Origin of the sequence: Aerophototrophica crusticola (assembly GCF_012913305.1) — a bacterium.
Taxonomy (GTDB): Bacteria; Pseudomonadota; Alphaproteobacteria; order Azospirillales; family Azospirillaceae; genus Niveispirillum; species Niveispirillum crusticola.
Map to the genome: position 1 here is coordinate 1,457,828 of NZ_CP051775.1, position 17,372 is coordinate 1,475,199.

Annotated in this window: 17 protein-coding genes and 1 tRNA gene; 3 read left to right on the plus strand and 15 right to left on the minus strand. The window is 68.7% G+C overall.

Features of this window, described 5'->3' with window-relative positions; translation table 11 throughout:
- Positions 1–46: 46 nt before the first annotated feature.
- From HHL28_RS07155 to ilvD, 6 genes are all read right to left on the minus strand, one after another.
- The gene (locus tag HHL28_RS07155) at positions 47–1,186 is read right to left on the minus strand and encodes a DNA polymerase III subunit delta' (protein WP_404326721.1); all 1,140 of its coding nucleotides are present in this window, start codon (positions 1,184–1,186) and stop codon (positions 47–49) included.
- Positions 1,161–1,796, minus strand: a complete 636-nt coding sequence (tmk, locus tag HHL28_RS07160) for a dTMP kinase (RefSeq protein WP_075769050.1) — start codon at positions 1,794–1,796, stop codon at positions 1,161–1,163. The genes HHL28_RS07155 and tmk overlap by 26 nt, the downstream gene beginning before the upstream one ends.
- Positions 1,797–1,798: 2 nt before the next feature.
- Positions 1,799–3,046, minus strand: coding sequence for a D-alanyl-D-alanine carboxypeptidase family protein (locus HHL28_RS07165; RefSeq protein WP_083698784.1), 1,248 nt, complete (start codon positions 3,044–3,046; stop codon positions 1,799–1,801).
- Positions 3,047–3,147: 101 nt separating this feature from the next.
- The gene (locus tag HHL28_RS07170; RefSeq protein WP_404326723.1) at positions 3,148–4,080 is read right to left on the minus strand and encodes a septal ring lytic transglycosylase RlpA family protein; all 933 of its coding nucleotides are present in this window, start codon (positions 4,078–4,080) and stop codon (positions 3,148–3,150) included.
- A gap of 216 nt (positions 4,081–4,296) precedes the next feature.
- On the minus strand, positions 4,297–5,100 hold the full coding sequence (locus HHL28_RS07175) for a YdcF family protein (RefSeq protein ID WP_075769048.1): 804 nt from the start codon (positions 5,098–5,100) through the stop codon (positions 4,297–4,299).
- Between the two features lie 9 nt (positions 5,101–5,109).
- On the minus strand, positions 5,110–6,849 hold the full coding sequence (gene ilvD / locus HHL28_RS07180) for a dihydroxy-acid dehydratase (protein ID WP_075769047.1): 1,740 nt from the start codon (positions 6,847–6,849) through the stop codon (positions 5,110–5,112).
- A 296-nt stretch (positions 6,850–7,145) separates the two neighbouring features.
- Between ilvD and HHL28_RS07185 the strand changes: the two genes are divergently transcribed.
- The gene (locus HHL28_RS07185; protein ID WP_169654912.1) at positions 7,146–8,480 is read left to right on the plus strand and encodes a putative bifunctional diguanylate cyclase/phosphodiesterase; all 1,335 of its coding nucleotides are present in this window, start codon (positions 7,146–7,148) and stop codon (positions 8,478–8,480) included.
- A 190-nt stretch (positions 8,481–8,670) separates the two neighbouring features.
- Here HHL28_RS07185 and HHL28_RS07190 read toward each other — a convergent pair whose 3' ends face one another.
- The 5 genes from HHL28_RS07190 to HHL28_RS07210 form a co-directional block, all read right to left on the minus strand.
- On the minus strand, positions 8,671–11,367 hold the full coding sequence (locus HHL28_RS07190) for a valine--tRNA ligase (protein WP_075769045.1): 2,697 nt from the start codon (positions 11,365–11,367) through the stop codon (positions 8,671–8,673).
- A 207-nt stretch (positions 11,368–11,574) separates the two neighbouring features.
- Positions 11,575–12,156, minus strand: coding sequence for a DUF2497 domain-containing protein (locus tag HHL28_RS07195; protein WP_075769044.1), 582 nt, complete (start codon positions 12,154–12,156; stop codon positions 11,575–11,577).
- Between the two features lie 173 nt (positions 12,157–12,329).
- Positions 12,330–13,730 (minus strand): TolC family outer membrane protein, encoded by a 1,401-nt coding sequence (locus tag HHL28_RS07200; RefSeq protein WP_083698783.1) that lies wholly within the window; start codon positions 13,728–13,730, stop codon positions 12,330–12,332.
- 3 nt (positions 13,731–13,733) lie between these two features.
- The gene (locus HHL28_RS07205; protein WP_075769191.1) at positions 13,734–14,042 is read right to left on the minus strand and encodes a rhodanese-like domain-containing protein; all 309 of its coding nucleotides are present in this window, start codon (positions 14,040–14,042) and stop codon (positions 13,734–13,736) included.
- A gap of 55 nt (positions 14,043–14,097) precedes the next feature.
- Positions 14,098–14,763: a protein-L-isoaspartate O-methyltransferase family protein gene (locus HHL28_RS07210; protein ID WP_075769043.1), complete on the minus strand. Its 666-nt coding sequence runs from the start codon at positions 14,761–14,763 to the stop codon at positions 14,098–14,100.
- A gap of 257 nt (positions 14,764–15,020) precedes the next feature.
- Here HHL28_RS07210 and HHL28_RS07215 point away from each other — a divergent pair.
- Positions 15,021–15,094, plus strand: a tRNA-Cys gene (locus HHL28_RS07215).
- A gap of 74 nt (positions 15,095–15,168) precedes the next feature.
- Here HHL28_RS07215 and HHL28_RS07220 read toward each other — a convergent pair.
- Positions 15,169–15,765, minus strand: a complete 597-nt coding sequence (locus HHL28_RS07220; protein ID WP_075769042.1) for an NUDIX domain-containing protein — start codon at positions 15,763–15,765, stop codon at positions 15,169–15,171.
- 248 nt (positions 15,766–16,013) lie between these two features.
- On the opposite strand from HHL28_RS07220, the gene HHL28_RS07225 reads away from it, so the two are divergent.
- Positions 16,014–16,490, plus strand: coding sequence for a PAS domain-containing protein (locus HHL28_RS07225; protein WP_075769041.1), 477 nt, complete (start codon positions 16,014–16,016; stop codon positions 16,488–16,490).
- A gap of 3 nt (positions 16,491–16,493) precedes the next feature.
- Here HHL28_RS07225 and HHL28_RS07230 read toward each other — a convergent pair whose 3' ends face one another.
- The 3 genes from HHL28_RS07230 to HHL28_RS07240 are packed head-to-tail and all read right to left on the minus strand — an operon-like array spanning position 16,494 to position 17,337.
- Complete coding sequence (locus tag HHL28_RS07230; protein ID WP_075769040.1) at positions 16,494–16,733, minus strand: hypothetical protein; 240 nt, start codon at positions 16,731–16,733, stop codon at positions 16,494–16,496.
- A gap of 15 nt (positions 16,734–16,748) precedes the next feature.
- Complete coding sequence (locus HHL28_RS07235) at positions 16,749–17,138, minus strand: SET domain-containing protein-lysine N-methyltransferase (protein WP_075769039.1); 390 nt, start codon at positions 17,136–17,138, stop codon at positions 16,749–16,751.
- Between the two features lie 25 nt (positions 17,139–17,163).
- Complete coding sequence (locus tag HHL28_RS07240) at positions 17,164–17,337, minus strand: hypothetical protein (RefSeq protein WP_169654917.1); 174 nt, start codon at positions 17,335–17,337, stop codon at positions 17,164–17,166.
- Positions 17,338–17,372 lie beyond the last annotated feature (35 nt).

Below are 17,372 nucleotides of genomic sequence, written 5' to 3' on the forward strand. Positions count from 1 at the left end.
CGGTCTGCCCCGTCCGCCGCGGAGCCGCGCCCCGGCTGGCGGCCGGTCAGGCCGCGGCCGCCTCGATCTGCAGCAGCGCGTTCAGCAGGGTCTGCTTGCGGTCGAGGTTGGCGGAATCCGCCTTGGCGAACAGGCGGTTGGTGTTCTCCCACAGCTCAACCCAACGATCAAGGCCGCTTCCCCCAACGCTCCCCTGCGCCAGCCGCTGGAGCAGCACCCCTTCCCCCGGGACGACCTCCGGCGGCAGCTCCCGCCTTGCGGCCGCACGGGCGATCCGGCCCAGCCACCAGGACAGCAGCTCGGTCACCGCCGCCCAGGAGGCGTCGTCGTTGGGCTTCACCGTGGCGTCGATGAAGGCGTAGGCGTTCAGGATGTCCAGCCGCGGCAGCGGCTCCATCAGGCCCAGCATTGCCTTGTACAGGTTCAGGCCGCCGGCACCGTGCAGCTCCAGCGCCCGGCCGATGGACCCCTCCGACAGGCGGGCCAGGGCCGTGCGCTCCCCGTCCGGCATGTCGGGCCGGTAGCGGAACAGCAGGTTGCGCACCGTCTGCTCCGGCAGCGGGTCCAGCATCAGGCGACGGGTGCGGCTGCGGATGGTGGGCAGCAGGGCGCCCACATTGTCCGCCACCAGCAGGATCAGGGTCTTGGGCGGCGGCTCTTCCAGGATCTTCAGGATGGCGTTCTGGCCGGCGGTGTTGAGCTGGTCCGCCCCGTCCACCACCACCACCCGCCAGCCGCCCTCCGCCGAGGTCAGGCGCAGGAAGGGGGCGATGCGGCGTACCTCCTCCACCGGAAGGTCGCGCTTGAACCGCTTCCGCTTCTCGTCCCAGGTCCGCTCGATGGACAGCAGGCCGGGCTCACCCCCGGCCGATACCCGTTTGAAGACGGTGCTTTCCGGGTCGATGTCCAGACGGGTGGGCTTGGGCGGCGGGCCGAACAGCCCGTCCCCTCCGCCGCCTCCCCGCCCTTGGCAAGGACGAAGCGGGCCATGCGGTAGGCGAGCGTCGCCTTGCCGATCCCCGGCAGGCCGCCGATCAGCCAGGCATGGTGCATGCGGCCGCTGTTCCAGCCCTCCAGCAGCAGCTTCTCCGCAGCGCTGTGCCCTTCGAGGTGGGAGTTGCGGCGGGGGGAAAAGGGGTCCTGGTCCAGGGGGGCGGTGCTCATAGGGGCAGCCCCAGCCGGTCACGCAGGGCGGCGCGCAGGTCGGACTGGATCGCCTCGACCGAGCGGGACGAGTCGACCAACAGACATCGCGCGGGCTCCGACCGGGCCAAGGCCAGGTAGGCGTCCCGCAGGCGGCCATGGAAGGCCAGGTCCATCTGCTCGTACCGGTCCTCGGTCCCGCGGCGGGAGGCCGCGCGGGTAAGGCCCACCGCCGGGTCGATGTCGAAGACGAAGGTCAGGTCGGGGGTCAGGCCGCCGGTGGCGATGGCATGCAGGGTCCTCAGCACGCCAGGGTCCAGCCCATGGCCGGCGCCCTGGTAGGCGAAGGTGCTGTCGGCGTAGCGGTCACACAGCACCCAGGTGCCGGCGGCAAGGGCTGGCTCCACCGTCTCGGCGATGTGCTGGTGGCGGGCCGCGTTCAGCAGCAGCGCCTCCGTCAGGGGCTGCCAACGGCCCGGCTTGCCGGTGACCAGAAGCGCGCGGATCTCCTCTGCCCCCGGGGAGCCACCCGGCTCCCGCGTCGTGACGACGGGGACCCCGGCCCCGCGCAGCGCCTCCGCCAGCAGGCGGAGCTGGGTGGACTTGCCGGCCCCCTCCCCGCCTTCAAGCGTGATGAAGCGCCCACGGGCCATGCTCAGGAGGCCTTGGCGGTGGCGGCCGGCTGCTGCGCCGGGGTGGCGGGTGCGGCAGCCGGCGCAGGCTGCTCCGGCGCGCCGAAGATCAGGTGGCGGGCGGCGGCGGCAACGCGGCCAAAGAAGCCCAGCTCCGCCACGTCCGCAGCGGCAACCAGCGGCACCTCCTTGGCGGGCATGTCCGGCGCCTCGATGCGCAGGGTGGCCAGCTTGGTACCCTTGGTGATGGGGGCCGCCACGGGGGCATCGGCAAGGACGCTGACCTTCATGGCCCGACGCTGGTCATGGGTCAGGGTGATCTTCACCGGCTGTTCGGAGACCAGGGGCACCTGCTCCTGCTGCCCCAACCAGACCGGCAGGCTGTCCACCGTCTCCCCGCCCTTGAACAGCGCATAGGTCTCGAACTCCCGCCAGCCCCATTCCAGGATGCGGGCGGACTCGTCGGCGCGGGCCTGCATGCTCGGCAGGCCGTTGACTACCATCACCAGGCGGCGGCCGTTGCGCTCCCCCGTGGCGATCAGGCCGTAGCCGGCGATCTCCGTATGGCCGGTCTTCAGCCCGTCCACGTTCATGTTCCGGTACAGCAGCGGGTTGCGGTTGCCCTGCTTGATGCCGTGGTAGGTAAACTCCTTCTCCGAGTAGTAATGGAAATGCTCGGGGAAGTCCTGCATCAGCCGGGTGGCCAGGGTGGCCAGGTCACGTGCCGTGGAATAGTGGTTCGGGTCCGGCCAGCCGGAGGCGTTGACGAAGTTGGAGTTGTGCATCCCCAACTCCTTGGCCCGCTTGGTCATGGCGGTGGCGAAGGCCCCCTCGGAACCTGCCAACCCCTCCGCGAGCACGACGCAGGCGTCGTTGCCGGACTGGATGACGACGCCGCGGATCAGGTCCTCAACCTTGATCTGGTTGCCCAACTCCACGAACATCTTGGAGCCCTGGACCTTCCAGGCCTGCTCGCTGACCGGCAGGGTGTCGGTCAGGGTCAGGCGGCCGGACTTTATGCGCTCCAGCACCAAGTACATCGTCATGACCTTGGACATGGACGATGTGGGCATCCGCTCGTCGGCGTTCTTCTCCAGCAGCACCGTGTTGGTGCTGAGGTCGATCAGGATGGCCTCCCGGGCGATGGTCTCCAGCGGGGCGGCCTGGGCCGGAAGCACGGCGGCCCCTGCCAGCAGGAGGGCGAAGCCCGTGCGCCGGGCGGCGGCACCGAGGAGGGCGGGAAGTCTCGTCACGTCGAAGCCGCGAACCATGGCGTTGTCGCTACCTTTGCTGCGAGGCCGGGCCGGCGACTCCTGCCGGCCCGAGGCTGTCTTGCCGTGTTCTAAGGCGGGGCCGGGGCCCACGCCAAGGGTCAATCCACGATGATGCGGGCTTGGTTCTGGCCGGTGGCCAGGACCTGGGCGAGCACCTGGTCCGCCCGGTCCACTGTCTCCAGCGGGCCCAGCCGGACCCGGAAGAACTGGGTGCCGGACACCATGGCGGAAGAGATGGTGGCGGGGCTGATGGAATTCAGCCGGGCGCGGAGCTTGTTGGCATTGTCATAGACGCTGAAGGCGCCCGCCTGCACCCAGATGCGCTGGGGCCCGGCCACGGGCTTCTGCTCCACCACGGGGGCGGGCAGGAAGCGGCCATCGGAATCGGTCTGGCCGGCGACGGTGGTCGGGGCCGATACGGTCCGGACAGGGGCTGGCGGGGTGGCCGGGGCCGGCACGCCCTCCACCTCCACCTTCGGCCGCGGGGCCGCCTTGGGAACCGGGCCGCCGTCGGGGGAACCGGCCATCTGGGTGTTGCCGCCATTCTGGGCCGCCGCGGCGATGGCGCGGCTTTCCTCCGCCAGGACCTGCACCCTGACCTTGGCCGTACCCTGCTGGTCGAACCCCAGGAGCTGCGCGCCCCGGCGGGACATGTCGAGGATGCGCCCGGCCACGAAGGGGCCGCGGTCGTTGATCCGCACGACGATGGAGCGGCCGTTCTCCAGGTTCGTCACCCGCACCAGGCTGGGCATGGGCAGGGTCTGGTGGGCGGCGGTCAGCTCGTTTTCATTGTAGGTCTCACCGTTCGCGGTGGACTTGGTGTGGAAGCCCGGGCCGTACCAGGAGGCGATGCCGGTCTGGTCGTAGTTGTAGTCCACCTGCGGATAGTACCAGACCCCGTTGATCTGGTAGGGCTCCCCCACCTTGTAGATGCCGCCGGCGGGCAGCTTGGGCCCGGCAGGTGCCTGCGCGGCGGGCTTTTCCGGCGGCTTGGTGGCACAGGCGGACAGGCCCGCGGCGACCGCGGCCAATACCAAAATCCTTACCAGATGTGCCCGGACCATGCGCCTTCCACCCCTACCGATTGTGGGCCGCACCCTACATCATCCGGTGCCCTGCCGCCAAGCCGGTGCCGCATGGCCAGGCGTGCTGAGACGGGATCTGACGAACGGGGTACCCCCGGACGGACCGCTTCTGCCACAGGCCCCGGGCTGCCGCAACGGGGCGGCCGCCCGGGCGCAAGCTTGTCACTGCGCCGGTTCCGGGGCCGGGAACCAAGCGTCGGTTCGTCCCATCAGGTGATAGGCGACCAGCCCTATATGTTCCCGCGTGGCGAGGTTAAGCAGGCTGATGCCCTGCTCCAGGTCGAAACCCAGTTGGAACCGGACCTCCCTCCTGGTCTGGAAGTCCACCGGATAGGGCAGCACCGGCCATCCGATCCGACGGAAGATGCCAACGGACCGGGGCATGTGGAACCCGCTGGTCACCAGCAGCCAGATCTCTCCCTCGGCGGGCCGGACGAGTTCCTTGGTCAGGACAGCGTTCTCCCAGGTGTTGCGGGACTCTGATTCGAAAGTCACCCGCGCCGTGTCCACGCCGAGCCGATCCCAGAGCAGTCGGGCATCGACAGCTTCCCGGTTCATTTGGTCCCAGAGATTGCCGGAACCGCCGGTGAAGACCAGCCTTGCCTCCGGGAAGCGCCGGGCGAGCCAGAGCGGATCCAGCATCCGCTCTGCGTGACGGTTCACTTGCGGCACGCCGTGGGATGCGGTCAGGCGGGGCAAGACCGCCCCGCCCAGGACAATGATACCATCCACCCTCTCCGGCAGGTCGGTGGGCACGGGGAATCGGCTCTCCAACCCATGGACCAGGTAGGTTCCGATGGGCAGCACGGTGACTGCGACGGCAACGGCAGTGACGGTACCGACGATCGCCATCCCGGCGCGCCGCCACCGGGTCCAAAGCAGGATCGCTCCCGTGACGAGGCCAATGACCAAGGCATTGCCGGGCTCGGCCAGGAGCCACAGCACCTTGGACAGGACGAAGGACATCCGTAACCCTTACTGGTCGGCGTAGACGTGCGTCTCGGCCTTGGCGCCCGGGTGCGTCACCGCCCCTTTTTCCGCAGGCCCGACCAGTTGAGCGTACTTCCAAAGGGTACCCGATTGGAAGTCGTGTCGGCGCGGCACCCAAGCGGCCCGACGGGAAGCCAGCTCGGCATCGTCCAACTCCACGTCCAATGTCCCAGCCACGGCATCAAGCACGATCACGTCACCATCCCGCAGCAGCCCGATGGGCCCACCCACCGCGGCCTCGGGGCCCACATGCCCGACGCAGAACCCGCGGGTCGCGCCGGAAAAGCGGCCATCCGTGATCAGGGCCACCTTGTCGCCCATGCCCTGGCCATAAAGGGCCGCGGTGGTCGCCAGCATCTCCCGCATGCCGGGGCCGCCGCGTGGCCCCTCATAGCGGATGACCAGCACGTCCCCTTCCCGGTAGTCCCGCCGCTCTACCGCGGCGAAGGCGTCCTCCTCGCAGTCGAACACCCGGGCGGGGCCGCGGAAGGTGAGCTGCTTCATGCCGGCCACCTTCACCACCGCTCCCTCGGTGGCGAGGTTGCCGCGCAGGACCACCACGCCGCCGGTGGGGGACAGGGGGGCGGAGGTGGGGCGGACGATGTCCTGGCCCGTGGGGAAGGCCACGTCGGCCAGGTTCTCCGCTATGGTGTTGCCGGTGACGGTCAGGCAGTCCCCGTGCAGGTAGCCGCCGTCCAGCAGGGCCTTCAGCAGGATGGGCACGCCGCCCACCTCATACAGGTCCTTGGCCACATAGCGTCCGCCGGGCTTCAGGTCGGCGATGTAAGGCGTGCGCTGGAAGATGCGGCCCACATCATGGATGTCGAAGTCGATGCCCACCTCGTTGGCGATGGCGGGCAGGTGCAGGGCGGCGTTGGTGGAGCCGCCGGACGCGGCCACCACGGTTGCCGCGTTCTCCAGCGCCTTGCGGGTCACGATGTCCCGCGGGCGGAGGTTCAGCTCCAGGAGCCTCATCACCGCCTCGCCCGACCGCACGGCCCAACGGTCCCGGTCCTCATAGGGGGCGGGGGCGCCTGCCGACCCCGGCAGGGCCAGCCCGATCGCCTCTGACACGCAGGCCATGGTGTTCGCGGTGAACTGGCCGCCGCAGGCCCCGGCGGAGGGGCAAGCCACGCATTCCAACTCGTGCAGGTCCTCGCTGCTCATCTTCCCGGCGCTGTGGGCGCCCACGGCCTCGAACACGTCCTGGATGGTGACGTCCCGTCCCTGGAAGCGGCCCGGCAGGATGGAGCCGCCATACATGAACACCGCGGGCACGTTCAGCCGCAACATGGCCATCATCATGCCGGGCAGGGTCTTGTCACAGCCGGCAAGGCAGACCATGGCGTCATAGCAATGCCCCCGCATGGTCAGCTCCACCGAGTCGGCGATGACCTCCCGGCTGACCAGGGACGACTTCATGCCCTGGTGGCCCATGGCGATGCCGTCGGTCACGGTAATGGTCGTGAACTCCCGCGGGGTGCCGCCGCCCGCCCGCACCCCCTGCTTCACGGCCTGCGCCTGGCGGCTCAGGGCGATGTTGCAGGGCGCAGCCTCGTTCCAGCAGGTGGCCACGCCGACGAAGGGCTGGGCGATCTCCTCCGCCGTCATGCCCATGGCGTAGTAGTAGGAGCGGTGCGGTGCCCGCTCCGGCCCCACCGAGACATGGCGGCTTGGCATCCGCGACTTGTCCCAGACCTTCCCAGCCCCACCGCCGTTCGCCATTTCCCGCCTCCTCCACCCACGCCCGTCTTGCCGACGCGCTCCGCAGCTTCAAGGATAGGCTTCACCACCGCCTGCGCAAGCACAGCTTGCCCCCGGCATGAGTAAGGCCTTGTTCCGACATTCAATCGTGATGAACAGCAAAGGTCCCGGGGGTGATCACGATCCGGATCACAAATCAATCCCCCTCATTGGTCATACGAAGGGTCTGGAATTCCAGGGTTCAAAGCTGTAAGGCTGGGAGTCGCCGAATACTCGGCCCCTGTCACGCCAATAGTCCATACCGGATCCCATAGACCGTGCCCCCCTCCCCGCCGGCCCCTGGCCCAGCAAGCAACCGCGATCCCGGCGGCCGGCGTGACAGCGTCACCGGGCTGCTGGAGATGCGGCCCTTCTCCGCCCGGGTGGCGGAGGTCCTGGCGGAGCATGGCGGCAAGCTGGTCGCGGCGGTGCTGCTGGTCGAGATCGACCGCATGCCCCAGCTTTTCCGGGTGCACGGGCAGGCCGCCCTGGACAACGCCATGGCCCTGCTGGCCCGCCGCGTCATGGACGGGATCGGCGCCAACGACCTGGTCTGCCGCTTCGGGCAGAGCCAGTTCGCCATCTTCCTGCCAGGGCTGGAACATCCGGGAAAGGCGCTGTTCGCCGCTTCCGCCATCGTGAACCGGATGTCGGAGCCGATCATGGTGGAGGGGCGGCAGCTCTTCGTCACCGCCAAGATCGGCGTCGCCATCGCGCCCAAGGACGCCGCCGACGGCCCCTGCCTGATCCGCAACGCCGCCCTGGCCCTGGACCATGCCAAGCGGTCCGGGAAGGAATCTTACACCCACTACGCCGCCAGCATGCGGGATGAGGTGCGGCAGCGGCTTGACCTGGAAGACGAGCTGCGCGCCGCCATCCGGGACGACCAGTTCGTGCTGCACTACCAGCCCAAGGTCAGCCTGGGCGACCGCCAGACCGTCGTCGGTGGCGAGGCGCTGCTGCGCTGGGGGCACCCGTCCCGTGGGTTGCTCGCCCCGGGCGCCTTCGTGCAGACGGCGGAAGAGACGGGCCTGATCGTCCCCATCGGGGAATGGGTGCTGCGCCAGGCCACGGGCCAGATCCGGCGCTGGCTGGATGCCGGCTTGCCGCCCACGCAGATCGCGGTGAACGTCTCCGAGCGCCAGTTCCGCTGGGGCCACCTGCCCGCCCTGATCGACGTGCTGCTGACGGAGACGGGCATCCCGCCCCACCTGCTGCAGCTTGAGATCACCGAGACGATCCTCCCGGACGACCTTGAGGGCGCCCTGAAGCAGATGCGCTGGATCGCCGACCGGGGCGTGGCCCTGTCCCTGGATGATTTCGGGACCGGCTACTCATCCATGTCCTACCTGCGGGAGCTGCCGCTGGACTGCCTGAAGGTGGACCGCAAGTTCGTCATGGACATGGAGACCGACCCCCGCACCCGCCACATCGTGGAGGCTACGGTGGCCATGGCCCAAGCCATGGACCTGAAGGTGGTGGCGGAGGGGATCGAGACGACGACGCAGTTGGAGCTTCTGCGGCGCATGGGCGTCGAGGAGGGCCAGGGCTACCTGTTCTCCAAGCCTATCCCGTCGGAGGAGTTTGCCAGCTTCGTGCGGGCCCATAGCTGACCCGAGCTGGCGTCAGGTCCGCGGAAGCCAAGCCGCGGATGCGGCAGAGCCCGCCCCGGACCCCGGTCCGGGGGCGCGTGAGGAACACGAAGGGCCAGACCCGTTTCCAGTCTGCGGGAGACGAGTCCAGGGAAAGCGGCCCGGCGGACTGCGGGGCTAGAACGGCCGCGCAGTCCGCCGGGCATCCACATCACCCCAGCCGAGCCAAGGCCTCTTCCAGCTTGGCACGGACGCTCTCCGCCTCCGCACGGCGGTCGCGCTGCTCCTCGATCACCTCTTCCGGTGCCCGCTCCACGAATTGCGGGTTGGCCAGCTTGGCGTCGATCTTGGAAACCTCCTGTGCCAGCTTGGCAATCTCCTTGGACAGGCGGGCCTTCTCCTTCTCCACGTCGATGAAGTCGGCAAGCGGCAGGACCAGCGTAGCCTCTTCCACCACCGCCTGGGCGGAGCCCTTGGGCGGCTCGGCGTCCGACAACTCCACCCCCGACAGGCGGGCGAGGCGCAGGATCAGGTCCCTGTGGGTGGCAAGGCGGGCCTTGGTCACCTCTCCCGCCCCGCGCAGCACCAGCGGGATCTGGGCGGACGGGGGCACGTTCATCTCAGACCGGATGGCGCGGACGGTGGAGATCAGCTTCACCACCCACTCCATCTCCGCACTAGCCGCCGCGTCGATCAGGCCCAGCTGCGGCTCAGGCCACGGCGCGGTGATCAGCTGGCGCTCGTTGCCGCCGATCTTCTCGTTCAGCTCCTCCGTCAGGAAGGGCATCAGCGGGTGCAGCAGGTGCAGGATGCGGTCCAGCACCCAGGCGGTGGTGGCGCGGGTTTCCGCCTTCGCCGCCTCGTCCTCCCCGGTCAGGATCGGTTTGGTGAACTCTAGGTACCAGTCGCAGAAGCTGTTCCAGGCGAACTGGTAGATGCCCAGGGCCGCCTCGTTGAACTTGTAGCCCTCCATGGCCTCCGTGATGCGGGCCGCGGCCTGCTGGGCGGCACCCACGATCCACTTGTTGACCGTCAGCTTCACGCCGGCGGGGTCGAAGCCCGCCACCGGAGCGACCTGCTTCATCTCCGCGTAGCGCGCGGCGTTCCAGAGCTTGGTGGCGAAGTTGCGGTAGCCCTCCACCCGGCTGACCGCCAGCTTGATGTCGCGGCCCTGGGCGGCCATGGCGGCCAGGGTGAAGCGCAAGGCGTCGCAGCCATACTGGTCGATCACGTCCAGGGGGTCGATGATGTTCCCCTTGGACTTGGACATCTTCTGGCCCTTCTCGTCGCGGACCAGGGCATGGATGTAGACGGTGCGGAACGGCACGTCGCCCATGAAGTGGATGCCCATCATCATCATCCGGGCGACCCAAAAGAAGATGATGTCAAAGCCGGTCACCAGCACGTCGCCGGGATAATAGCGGTCCAGCTCCGGCGTCTTCTCGGGCCAGCCCAGCGTGCTGAAGGGCCAGAGGGCGGAGCTGAACCAGGTGTCCAGCACGTCCTCGTCCCGGCGCAGGTTGCAGCCGGGGCCGAACTTGGCCTCCGCTTGGGCCTTGGCGTCCTCTTCCGTCTCCGCGACGAAGACGCTGCCCTCCGGCCCGTACCATGCGGGGATCTGGTGGCCCCACCAGAGCTGGCGGGAGATGCACCAGGGCTGGATGTTGCGCATCCACTCGAAATAGGTGTTCTCCCACTGGCGCGGGACGAAGACGGTTCGGCCCTGCTCCACCGCCTCGATGGCCGGCTTGGCCAGCGTCTTGGCGTCGCAATACCACTGGTCGGTCAGCCAGGGCTCGATGACCACGCCGGAACGGTCGCCGTGGGGGACGGTGTGCTTGTGCGGGTCGATCTTCTCCACGAGGCCCAGGGCCTCCAAGTCGGCGACCACTCGTCTGCGCGCCTCGAAGCGGTCGAGCCCGCGGTATTCCTCCGGCACGGGCTCGCTGAACGGCTCCAGCCCGCCGCCCGCCTTCGGCAAGTACCCTTCGAAGGCCTGGACGATGCGGGCGTCCCGGTCCAGCAGGTTGATGAGGGCCAAGCCATGGCGCCGGCCCACCTCGAAGTCGTTGAAGTCGTGGGCCGGGGTGATCTTCACCGCGCCGGAGCCCGTCTCCGGGTCGGCATAGTCGTCGGCCACGATGGGGATCAGGCGGCCCACCAGGGGCAGGCGCACTTGTCGGCCGATCAGGTCCTGGTAGCGCTCATCCTCCGGGTGCACGGCCACGGCCGTGTCGGCCAGCATCGTCTCCGGCCGGGTGGTGGCGACCACGATGAAGCGGCCCTCCTCCCCGTCGATCGGGTAGCGGAAGTGCCAGAGGTTCCCGTTGACCTCCTTCTGCTCCACCTCCAGGTCGGAGATGGCGGTGTGCAGCTTGGGGTCCCAGTTGACCAGCCGCTTGTCCCGGTAGATCAGGCCCTGGCGGTACAGCTCCACGAACACCTTGCGGACGGCGACGTTCAGCCCCTCGTCCATGGTGAAGCGCTCCCGCGGCCAGTCGGGGCTGGCGCCCAGGCGGCGGAGCTGGCGGGTGATGGTGCCACCGGACTCGGCCTTCCACTCCCACACCCGGTCCAGGAACTTCTGGCGGCCCAGCTCCTGCCGGGTCAGGCCTTCCTTCGCCAGGTTGCGCTCCACCACCATCTGGGTGGCGATGCCGGCATGGTCGGTGCCCGGCTGCCAGAGGGCGTCCTTGCCGCGCATGCGCTCGAACCGGATCAGCGCGTCTTGCAGGGTGAAGGTCAGGGCGTGGCCCATGTGCAGGCTGCCCGTGACGTTGGGCGGCGGCATCATGATGGCGTAGGGCCGCTGGTTGCTATCTACCTTCGCGCCGAAGGCCCCGGAGCGCTCCCAGCGCTCATAGTGCTTCGCCTCGACCTCGGCGGGGGAGAACGTCTTGTCCAGCATGGCGGGAACCTTGGATTGGCTGCTCCGGGGGAGCGGTTGTCATAAAGGAACGGGGCGGCACCATCAAGGCGCCGCCCCGTGTTTGCTGTTCCCTCAATCGCCGGGCGCCCGCTCCGCGGGCTTGGCTCACGCGACCATGGGGTCGCGGGCCGCCGGTCGGCGGCCTGGGAGTTTAAGATCCAGGCCGCGGGGGATCGGGCAGGCGCGTCAGTCCAGGCCGCGCCGTACCACCTTCTCGATCTCGCGCTTGACCAGCCGCTCCACCATGGGCGGCAGATTGTCGTCCAACCATTCCTTGATCATCGGACGGACCAAGGCATGGACGATTTCCTCCAGCGTGGTCCCCCCGTTCCCGATGGGGCCTTCCCCGATCAGGCTGGGGCCGCGCTTGAAGCCGGACAGGCTGCTGAAGGCACGGCTCGCCGCCTCGGCGCTGGCGGCGGACAGCAGGCCGTCCTCGTCCATGGGGGGCATGGGCCGCCGCGGCGGCGGGGGTGGAGGGGGCGGCGGCGGGTCGTAATCGAACGGGTCCGGCAGCACCGGCTCGTCCGGCGCCACCTGCGTCAGTTCCAGCACGTCGTCCTCGACCATGGGCATGTCCATGGGCTCCGGCTCGAACACCGGGTCCATCATCATGGGCGGCGGAGGCGGCGGGGGTGGGGGCGGCGGCGGTGGAGGGGGTGGTGGAGGCGGCGGCGGGGGTGGGGGTGGCGGCTCGGCCTCGGCGGCGGGCGGGACGTCGCTGTCCTCGGAAATGATCCTGCGGATGGAGGCGAGGATTTCCTCCATCGACGGTTCTTGTTGGGACCGGTTGTCGACCATCTCGCCCGTGACCTGATGACGTGCCTAGGGGAGGCAGCCTAGGCACAAGTGAGGTAAATGCCAAGGGGATGATACGGTTCGGGGGGCCAATGGCCCCCCGAAAGCACAGGTATCGCCCCGAAAGGGGTGGGATTGTGCGGTCAGTCGATCGACACGCCCCACAGCTTGTTGCGGGACTCCTTGTAATACGCCTCGTAGTCGTAGGCCTGCACCGGCAGGCCAAGGCGGCTGGCGGTGAGTTGCCCCGTGGCGGCGAGGACCTGGAAAGCGGCCACCAGCTCATCCCGCTGCGCCCGCACCAGGTTCACGCGGGCGTCCAGCAGCTCCTGCTCCTGGTCCAGCACGTCCAGCACGGTACGGGACCCGACCGTGGCTTCCTGGCGGACACCTTCCAGCGCGATCTCGGACGAACGCACCTGCGCCTGGCGCGACTTGATGGTCGCACGGGCGGTCACCAGGCCTTCCCAGGCGCGGATCGCGTTCTCCCGGGACTGGCGGGCCGCCTCATCCACCTCGATTCGCCGCTGGCGGGCAGTCTGCTTGGCCTCACGGACCCGGGAAGTGGTGTTGCCCGCCTCATACAGGGGGATCGTCACCCGTGCGGTGATGGCGGCGCTGTCCACGGGCACGTCGCGGCGGCCCGCGCCGGCGCTGCTGGAGCCCCAGTCGCGCCCGGCCTGGGCGTTCAGGCTGACCGTCGGCAGCAACTCGCCCGTCACCACGTCCACCGCGGCATCGGACGCCTTCTCAGAGTACTTGGCCGCCACCACGGCCGGGTTGTTGGCCTCCGCCAGGGCGATGGTCTCGTCCATGGTGGATGGCAGGGTGAACGTCGGCGCCGGCTGGGACAGCTTCTGCGGGACGATACCCACCAGCCGGGCGAAGGTGGCGCGGCTGGCGTTCAGCAGGCCTTCCGCCTGGATGCGGCTGGAGGTGGCCCCGGCGAGGCGGGCCTCTGACTGGCTCACGTCCGTGCGGGTGATCTCACCCACCCGGAAGCGGTCGTTGGATGCCTCGAGCTGGCGGCGCAGGACCTGCTCGTTGTTCACGTTGAGATCCAGGACCGCCTGGTTCTGGACCACATCGAAATAAGCCGTGGCGGCGTCCAGCAGCACCGACTGCTCGGTGGACAGCAGCGAGGCGCGCTGTGCCTGCACCACGTTCTCCGCCCGGTTGACGCCGGCGCCGGTGCGCCCGCCGCGGTAGATGGGCTGGCTGGCCGTCAGGCCGACGCTCTTGCTGGTACGGGCGACCACCGCGGTGTCGCCGCCCTTCTGGTCCACCCAGCTCCGGGAGATGTCCGCCTCGGCGTTCAGGGTCGGCAGGTAACCGGACCGCGCCTGCGGCACCAACTCGTCCGTCGCGCGGAGCTGGGCGCGGGCGGCCTCCAGCGTGGGATTGCCAGTGTAAGCCTGGGCCAACGCATCCTGAAGGGACTGCGCCCTGGCCGGCGACAGGCCGAGGCCGACGGCGAGTGCCGCCAGCGGAAGGGTCGCGCGCACCATGCGGCGGAGGGTCGGCTTCAGGCTCATGGCATCCATGTCTCAGTACACCTTCATGCTGGGATCAATCCGCCGGGCCCAAGCGTCGATCCCACCCGCGAGGTTGATGGCCCGGTCAAAACCCTGTTGCCGCAGCCAAGCCGTGGCGTGCGCGCTGCGCATGCCGTGGTGGCAGACGACCACGATGACCTCTTCCGCCGGAAGGGCGCCCGCGCGGGACGCCAACTGGCCCAACGGAATGTGCGTGCAGCCCGGAATAGCGCACAGTTCCACTTCCCAGGGTTCGCGCACGTCCAAAACGATGGGAGTGTCACCGGCCGCGCGCATGGCCGCCAGAGTCTCCACTTCCATCTCGTAGTCTGTGACGGGGCGCACAGCAGGTCCGTGTCCAGGCGGGCGGGACGGCTCAGAACTGGAAGGTCGGCTTCGGCTCGAAGCCCGGCAGCTTGCGGACGGCCGCATCAAACAATGGCCGGTGGGAGACCTTGCCGCCCAGCTTTTGGTACAGGCGGGCATAGCCGATGCGGGCATCCTCATTGACGACGCCGACCAGCCGGCCGCCTTCGGCCAGTTGGTCCAGCAACACCTGCGGCACCTGGACCACGCTGCCCTGCAGGATGATCAGGTCATAGGGGCCCTGGTTGGGCCAGCCGGCCTCCAGCGGGCCCTGCACGGCCAGGGCATTGTCGATGCCCATGCGCTGGAATGTCTCGTTGGCCTGGGCCACCAGGGTTGGGTCGCTCTCCAGGGCCACCACGGTGGCGGCCAGCCTCCCGATGACGGCGGCGGAGTAGCCGGTGGCCCCACCCACGTCCAGGACCATGTCCTTCTCCCCCACCCGCGCTTCCTGCAGCAGGCGGGCGAGGACCATGGGCTCCATCAGGAAGCGGCCGGGGGAAACCTGGATGTCCTCATCCACATAGGCGATGCCCCTCAGGGCCTTGGGCACGAACTCTTCCCGCGGAATGGACAGGAAGGCATCGACGACGCGGAAATCCGTCACCTTGTTGGGGCGGATCTGGCCCTCGACCATGTTGACGCGGGCAGTGGCGAAATCCGTGGTGGCCATCATCGGGCGCTTCTTCTGGCTGGGGCTCGAGGCAGGGTGCCTGAGGGGGGAATGACGGGGACGCGAGGTGGGGCGCACGGGCCGGCCAAGGCCGCGCCCAGAGGCTATATATCCCCCTGCCCGCCTGAACACAATGTTGCGCCGCGAGATCACCCCGCCCCCGCGACACCGCTTTCCATCGGGTTCGCACGGCCCTTGACCGCGCCCATGGGGCCATCCTATAAGGCCACTCCCGAGCCGGACACCGGCTCCGGTCCTCTGGCGCGGTGGCAGAGTGGTGATGCAACGGACTGCAAATCCGTGAACCCGGGTTCGATTCCCGGCCGTGCCTCCAAGGACCTCTTTCCAGACATCATAAAGCGCTGATCCAGTGGGCCCGGTGTACTGCACCGCGGGGCTCAGAGCGCCTCACGCCAGCCCGCGCGCGACCGCCTCGGCGGCGCCGGCTGGGATGCGTCCGTCGTCATGCAGCAACCTGAGACGCAGCAGGCCGGCCACGCTGAGGGAATCGGTGATGGTCCCGTCCAACACCAGTGCCACCGCCTCCTTCAAGGGGACCCGGCGGAGCTTCAACTGCTCCGTCTCCTCCGGCGCCGGTTGCCCTTGGGTCAGGTCCCAGGCCAAGTAGACCACCCCTGACTCGTTGCTGACGCTGTTGGAGAGGTCCAGGCGGACCACCTCGGCGATGCTGGAGGCCGCAAGCCCGGTCTCCTCCTGGAGTTCGCGCAAGGCGGACTCCTGCCCCGTGCTGCCCTCCGGCGCGCCGCCTTCGGGAATTTCCCAGCTGTACCGGTCCAGGGGGAAGCGGTATTGGCCGACCAACCACGTATGTCCGTCCTGATCCACCGGGATCACCCCCACGGCCAGGTTCCGGTACTGGACCACGCCATAGATCCCCGGCTTGCCGCTGGGGTTCAGCACCTCATGGTGCACGACGCGAATCCAGGGGTTCTCATACCGAACCTCCTGGGAAAGGGACTTCCAGGGATTGCGAGTCTCGTCCATGCCGCACCGGGGTTGTCGGTCCTTGGCCATGGTAACTGGGATCAGCCCGCCCCGGCCAGGGTGTGGAACGTGCCGACAGGGCACAGGGGGTTTGCTCGGGATGCGTCGCCATCAGCTCCCCACCCCCATGCCACCCTGGGCGCCCCGCATCATTATATGCGCGCAGAACCCGTGCTGGTGGTGCCGCTTGTTTGCGGCGACAACCCAGGCCATGCTACACCGCGGGACGACAGCCACACGGGACCGGCATGCTCCCGCAACTTCAATCCCTGCTCAGTTTCTGGGAAAGCCTCCGCAAGGGGCGGGAACTCCCGTCGCGCCAAGACTTCCGCCCGGAGGACTTGGGCCCCTGGATGGGGCATTTGGGCCTGGTGGCCGTGGAGCACGGCGGCCGCTTCCGGGTGCGCCTCTCCGGTACGACCATCGTGGAATATGACGGGGAAGACTTCACCGGCCGTTACCTGGACGAAGCCGTGCCGCCCGCGGCCTATCAGGAAATCCTTCGGCCCTACCGGCAGGTGCTGGAGACGCGGCAGCCCGTCCATTCGAGTTACGTGTCCCGACTCGGGCCCAGCGCTTCGGCAACTTTGGAAAGGTTGCTCCTGCCATTCTCCGACGATGGCTGCCGCGTGGACCTGATCATGGCCGGCATCTATGCCGTCACGGATGAGCCGTTGAGCCTGCTGCATTCCGACCTGTATGGCCGACCCCGTCTCCGTGGCTGACGGTCACAACTCGTCATAAAGCGTGGGGGCCGGGTCCTGCTCCCCAGGGCTGTCGGCCCTGAGCCCCTGGTGGCGGTGCCATTCCCCGCACCAGTCGGTGGACAGGGTGATGGGGAAGGTACCGCCGGGCGCGCGGTCCGTGACGACAGGCGGATAGCGGCGGCAGGTTCCCTTCGGTCCCCGCTCCCGGACACCGTGGCCCAGCCAGAACCGGCAAGTGTAGCAGCTGTCGCCCCGGCGCATGGCCTGTCCTGTCCCTCAGTCCTTCACCTCGAACCAAAGCTCACAGCCATAGTCGAAGGTGATCTCCTCGCCCGCCTGTATATCACGCAGGGCGTAGAGGTCGATCCGGCAAGACTCCAGGTCGGCCTCGAACCGGGAGTTCGGCGCCTCGGAGTGGTTGCACAGACTGACCGGGCCCAGCGCGATGGCGGCGGACCAATCCTCGTCCGTCGCGCCCTCGTCCCAATAGAACCAGTAATGGGCGACCCGGCTGTCCTCCATCCGCCGCCTGTCCTCCGGCGGCAGGATCAGGACCGGGGCCGAATCGATCAGCAGCCCGCGGGGGATTGGAAGCAGGGCCACCATCCCCCTGCCCTTCGGGCCTAAGTCCCGCACCGCGACGCGGTTCAGCGTGTCCAGGGGCATCGCGGTCTCCATTGCCGGCCCAGGATCAGCGGGGCGGCTTTGCGACGCGGACATCCTCGGCATGGATCTGGTAGAACATCTTGATCTGGGCGTCCAATTCCATCCGCCGCTTGCCTTGGGGCGAGTCATCCGGCGCGTCGCGCAGTTCATTGAACTCCCGCACCGCGTCGGCGAGTTGCTCCTCTGTCTCGATGCCCATGTCAGTCTTCCCTTCTGTTGGTCGACAAGGGGAAC

What these genes read in the sequence shown, in the direction of transcription:
- HHL28_RS07175 (WP_075769048.1), bottom strand. Translation starts at nt 5,100, where the DNA reads ATGTCCTTCGTCCTGTCCAAGGTGCTGTGGCTCCTGGCCGAGCCCGGC.
- tmk (WP_075769050.1), bottom strand. Translation starts at nt 1,796, where the DNA reads ATGGCCCGTGGGCGCTTCATCACGCTTGAAGGCGGGGAGGGGGCCGGC.
- HHL28_RS07190 (WP_075769045.1), bottom strand. Translation starts at nt 11,367, where the DNA reads ATGCTGGACAAGACGTTCTCCCCCGCCGAGGTCGAGGCGAAGCACTAT.
- HHL28_RS07240 (WP_169654917.1), bottom strand. Translation starts at nt 17,337, where the DNA reads ATGGGCATCGAGACAGAGGAGCAACTCGCCGACGCGGTGCGGGAGTTC.
- HHL28_RS07200 (WP_083698783.1), bottom strand. Translation starts at nt 13,730, where the DNA reads ATGGATGCCATGAGCCTGAAGCCGACCCTCCGCCGCATGGTGCGCGCG.
- HHL28_RS07210 (WP_075769043.1), bottom strand. Translation starts at nt 14,763, where the DNA reads ATGATGGCCACCACGGATTTCGCCACTGCCCGCGTCAACATGGTCGAG.
- HHL28_RS07220 (WP_075769042.1), bottom strand. Translation starts at nt 15,765, where the DNA reads ATGGACGAGACTCGCAATCCCTGGAAGTCCCTTTCCCAGGAGGTTCGG.
- HHL28_RS07230 (WP_075769040.1), bottom strand. Translation starts at nt 16,733, where the DNA reads ATGCGCCGGGGCGACAGCTGCTACACTTGCCGGTTCTGGCTGGGCCAC.
- HHL28_RS07235 (WP_075769039.1), bottom strand. Translation starts at nt 17,138, where the DNA reads ATGCCCCTGGACACGCTGAACCGCGTCGCGGTGCGGGACTTAGGCCCG.
- HHL28_RS07225 (WP_075769041.1), top strand. Translation starts at nt 16,014, where the DNA reads ATGCTCCCGCAACTTCAATCCCTGCTCAGTTTCTGGGAAAGCCTCCGC.
- ilvD (WP_075769047.1), bottom strand. Translation starts at nt 6,849, where the DNA reads ATGGCGAACGGCGGTGGGGCTGGGAAGGTCTGGGACAAGTCGCGGATG.
- HHL28_RS07205 (WP_075769191.1), bottom strand. Translation starts at nt 14,042, where the DNA reads ATGGAAGTGGAGACTCTGGCGGCCATGCGCGCGGCCGGTGACACTCCC.
- HHL28_RS07195 (WP_075769044.1), bottom strand. Translation starts at nt 12,156, where the DNA reads ATGGAGGAAATCCTCGCCTCCATCCGCAGGATCATTTCCGAGGACAGC.
- HHL28_RS07165 (WP_083698784.1), bottom strand. Translation starts at nt 3,046, where the DNA reads ATGGTTCGCGGCTTCGACGTGACGAGACTTCCCGCCCTCCTCGGTGCC.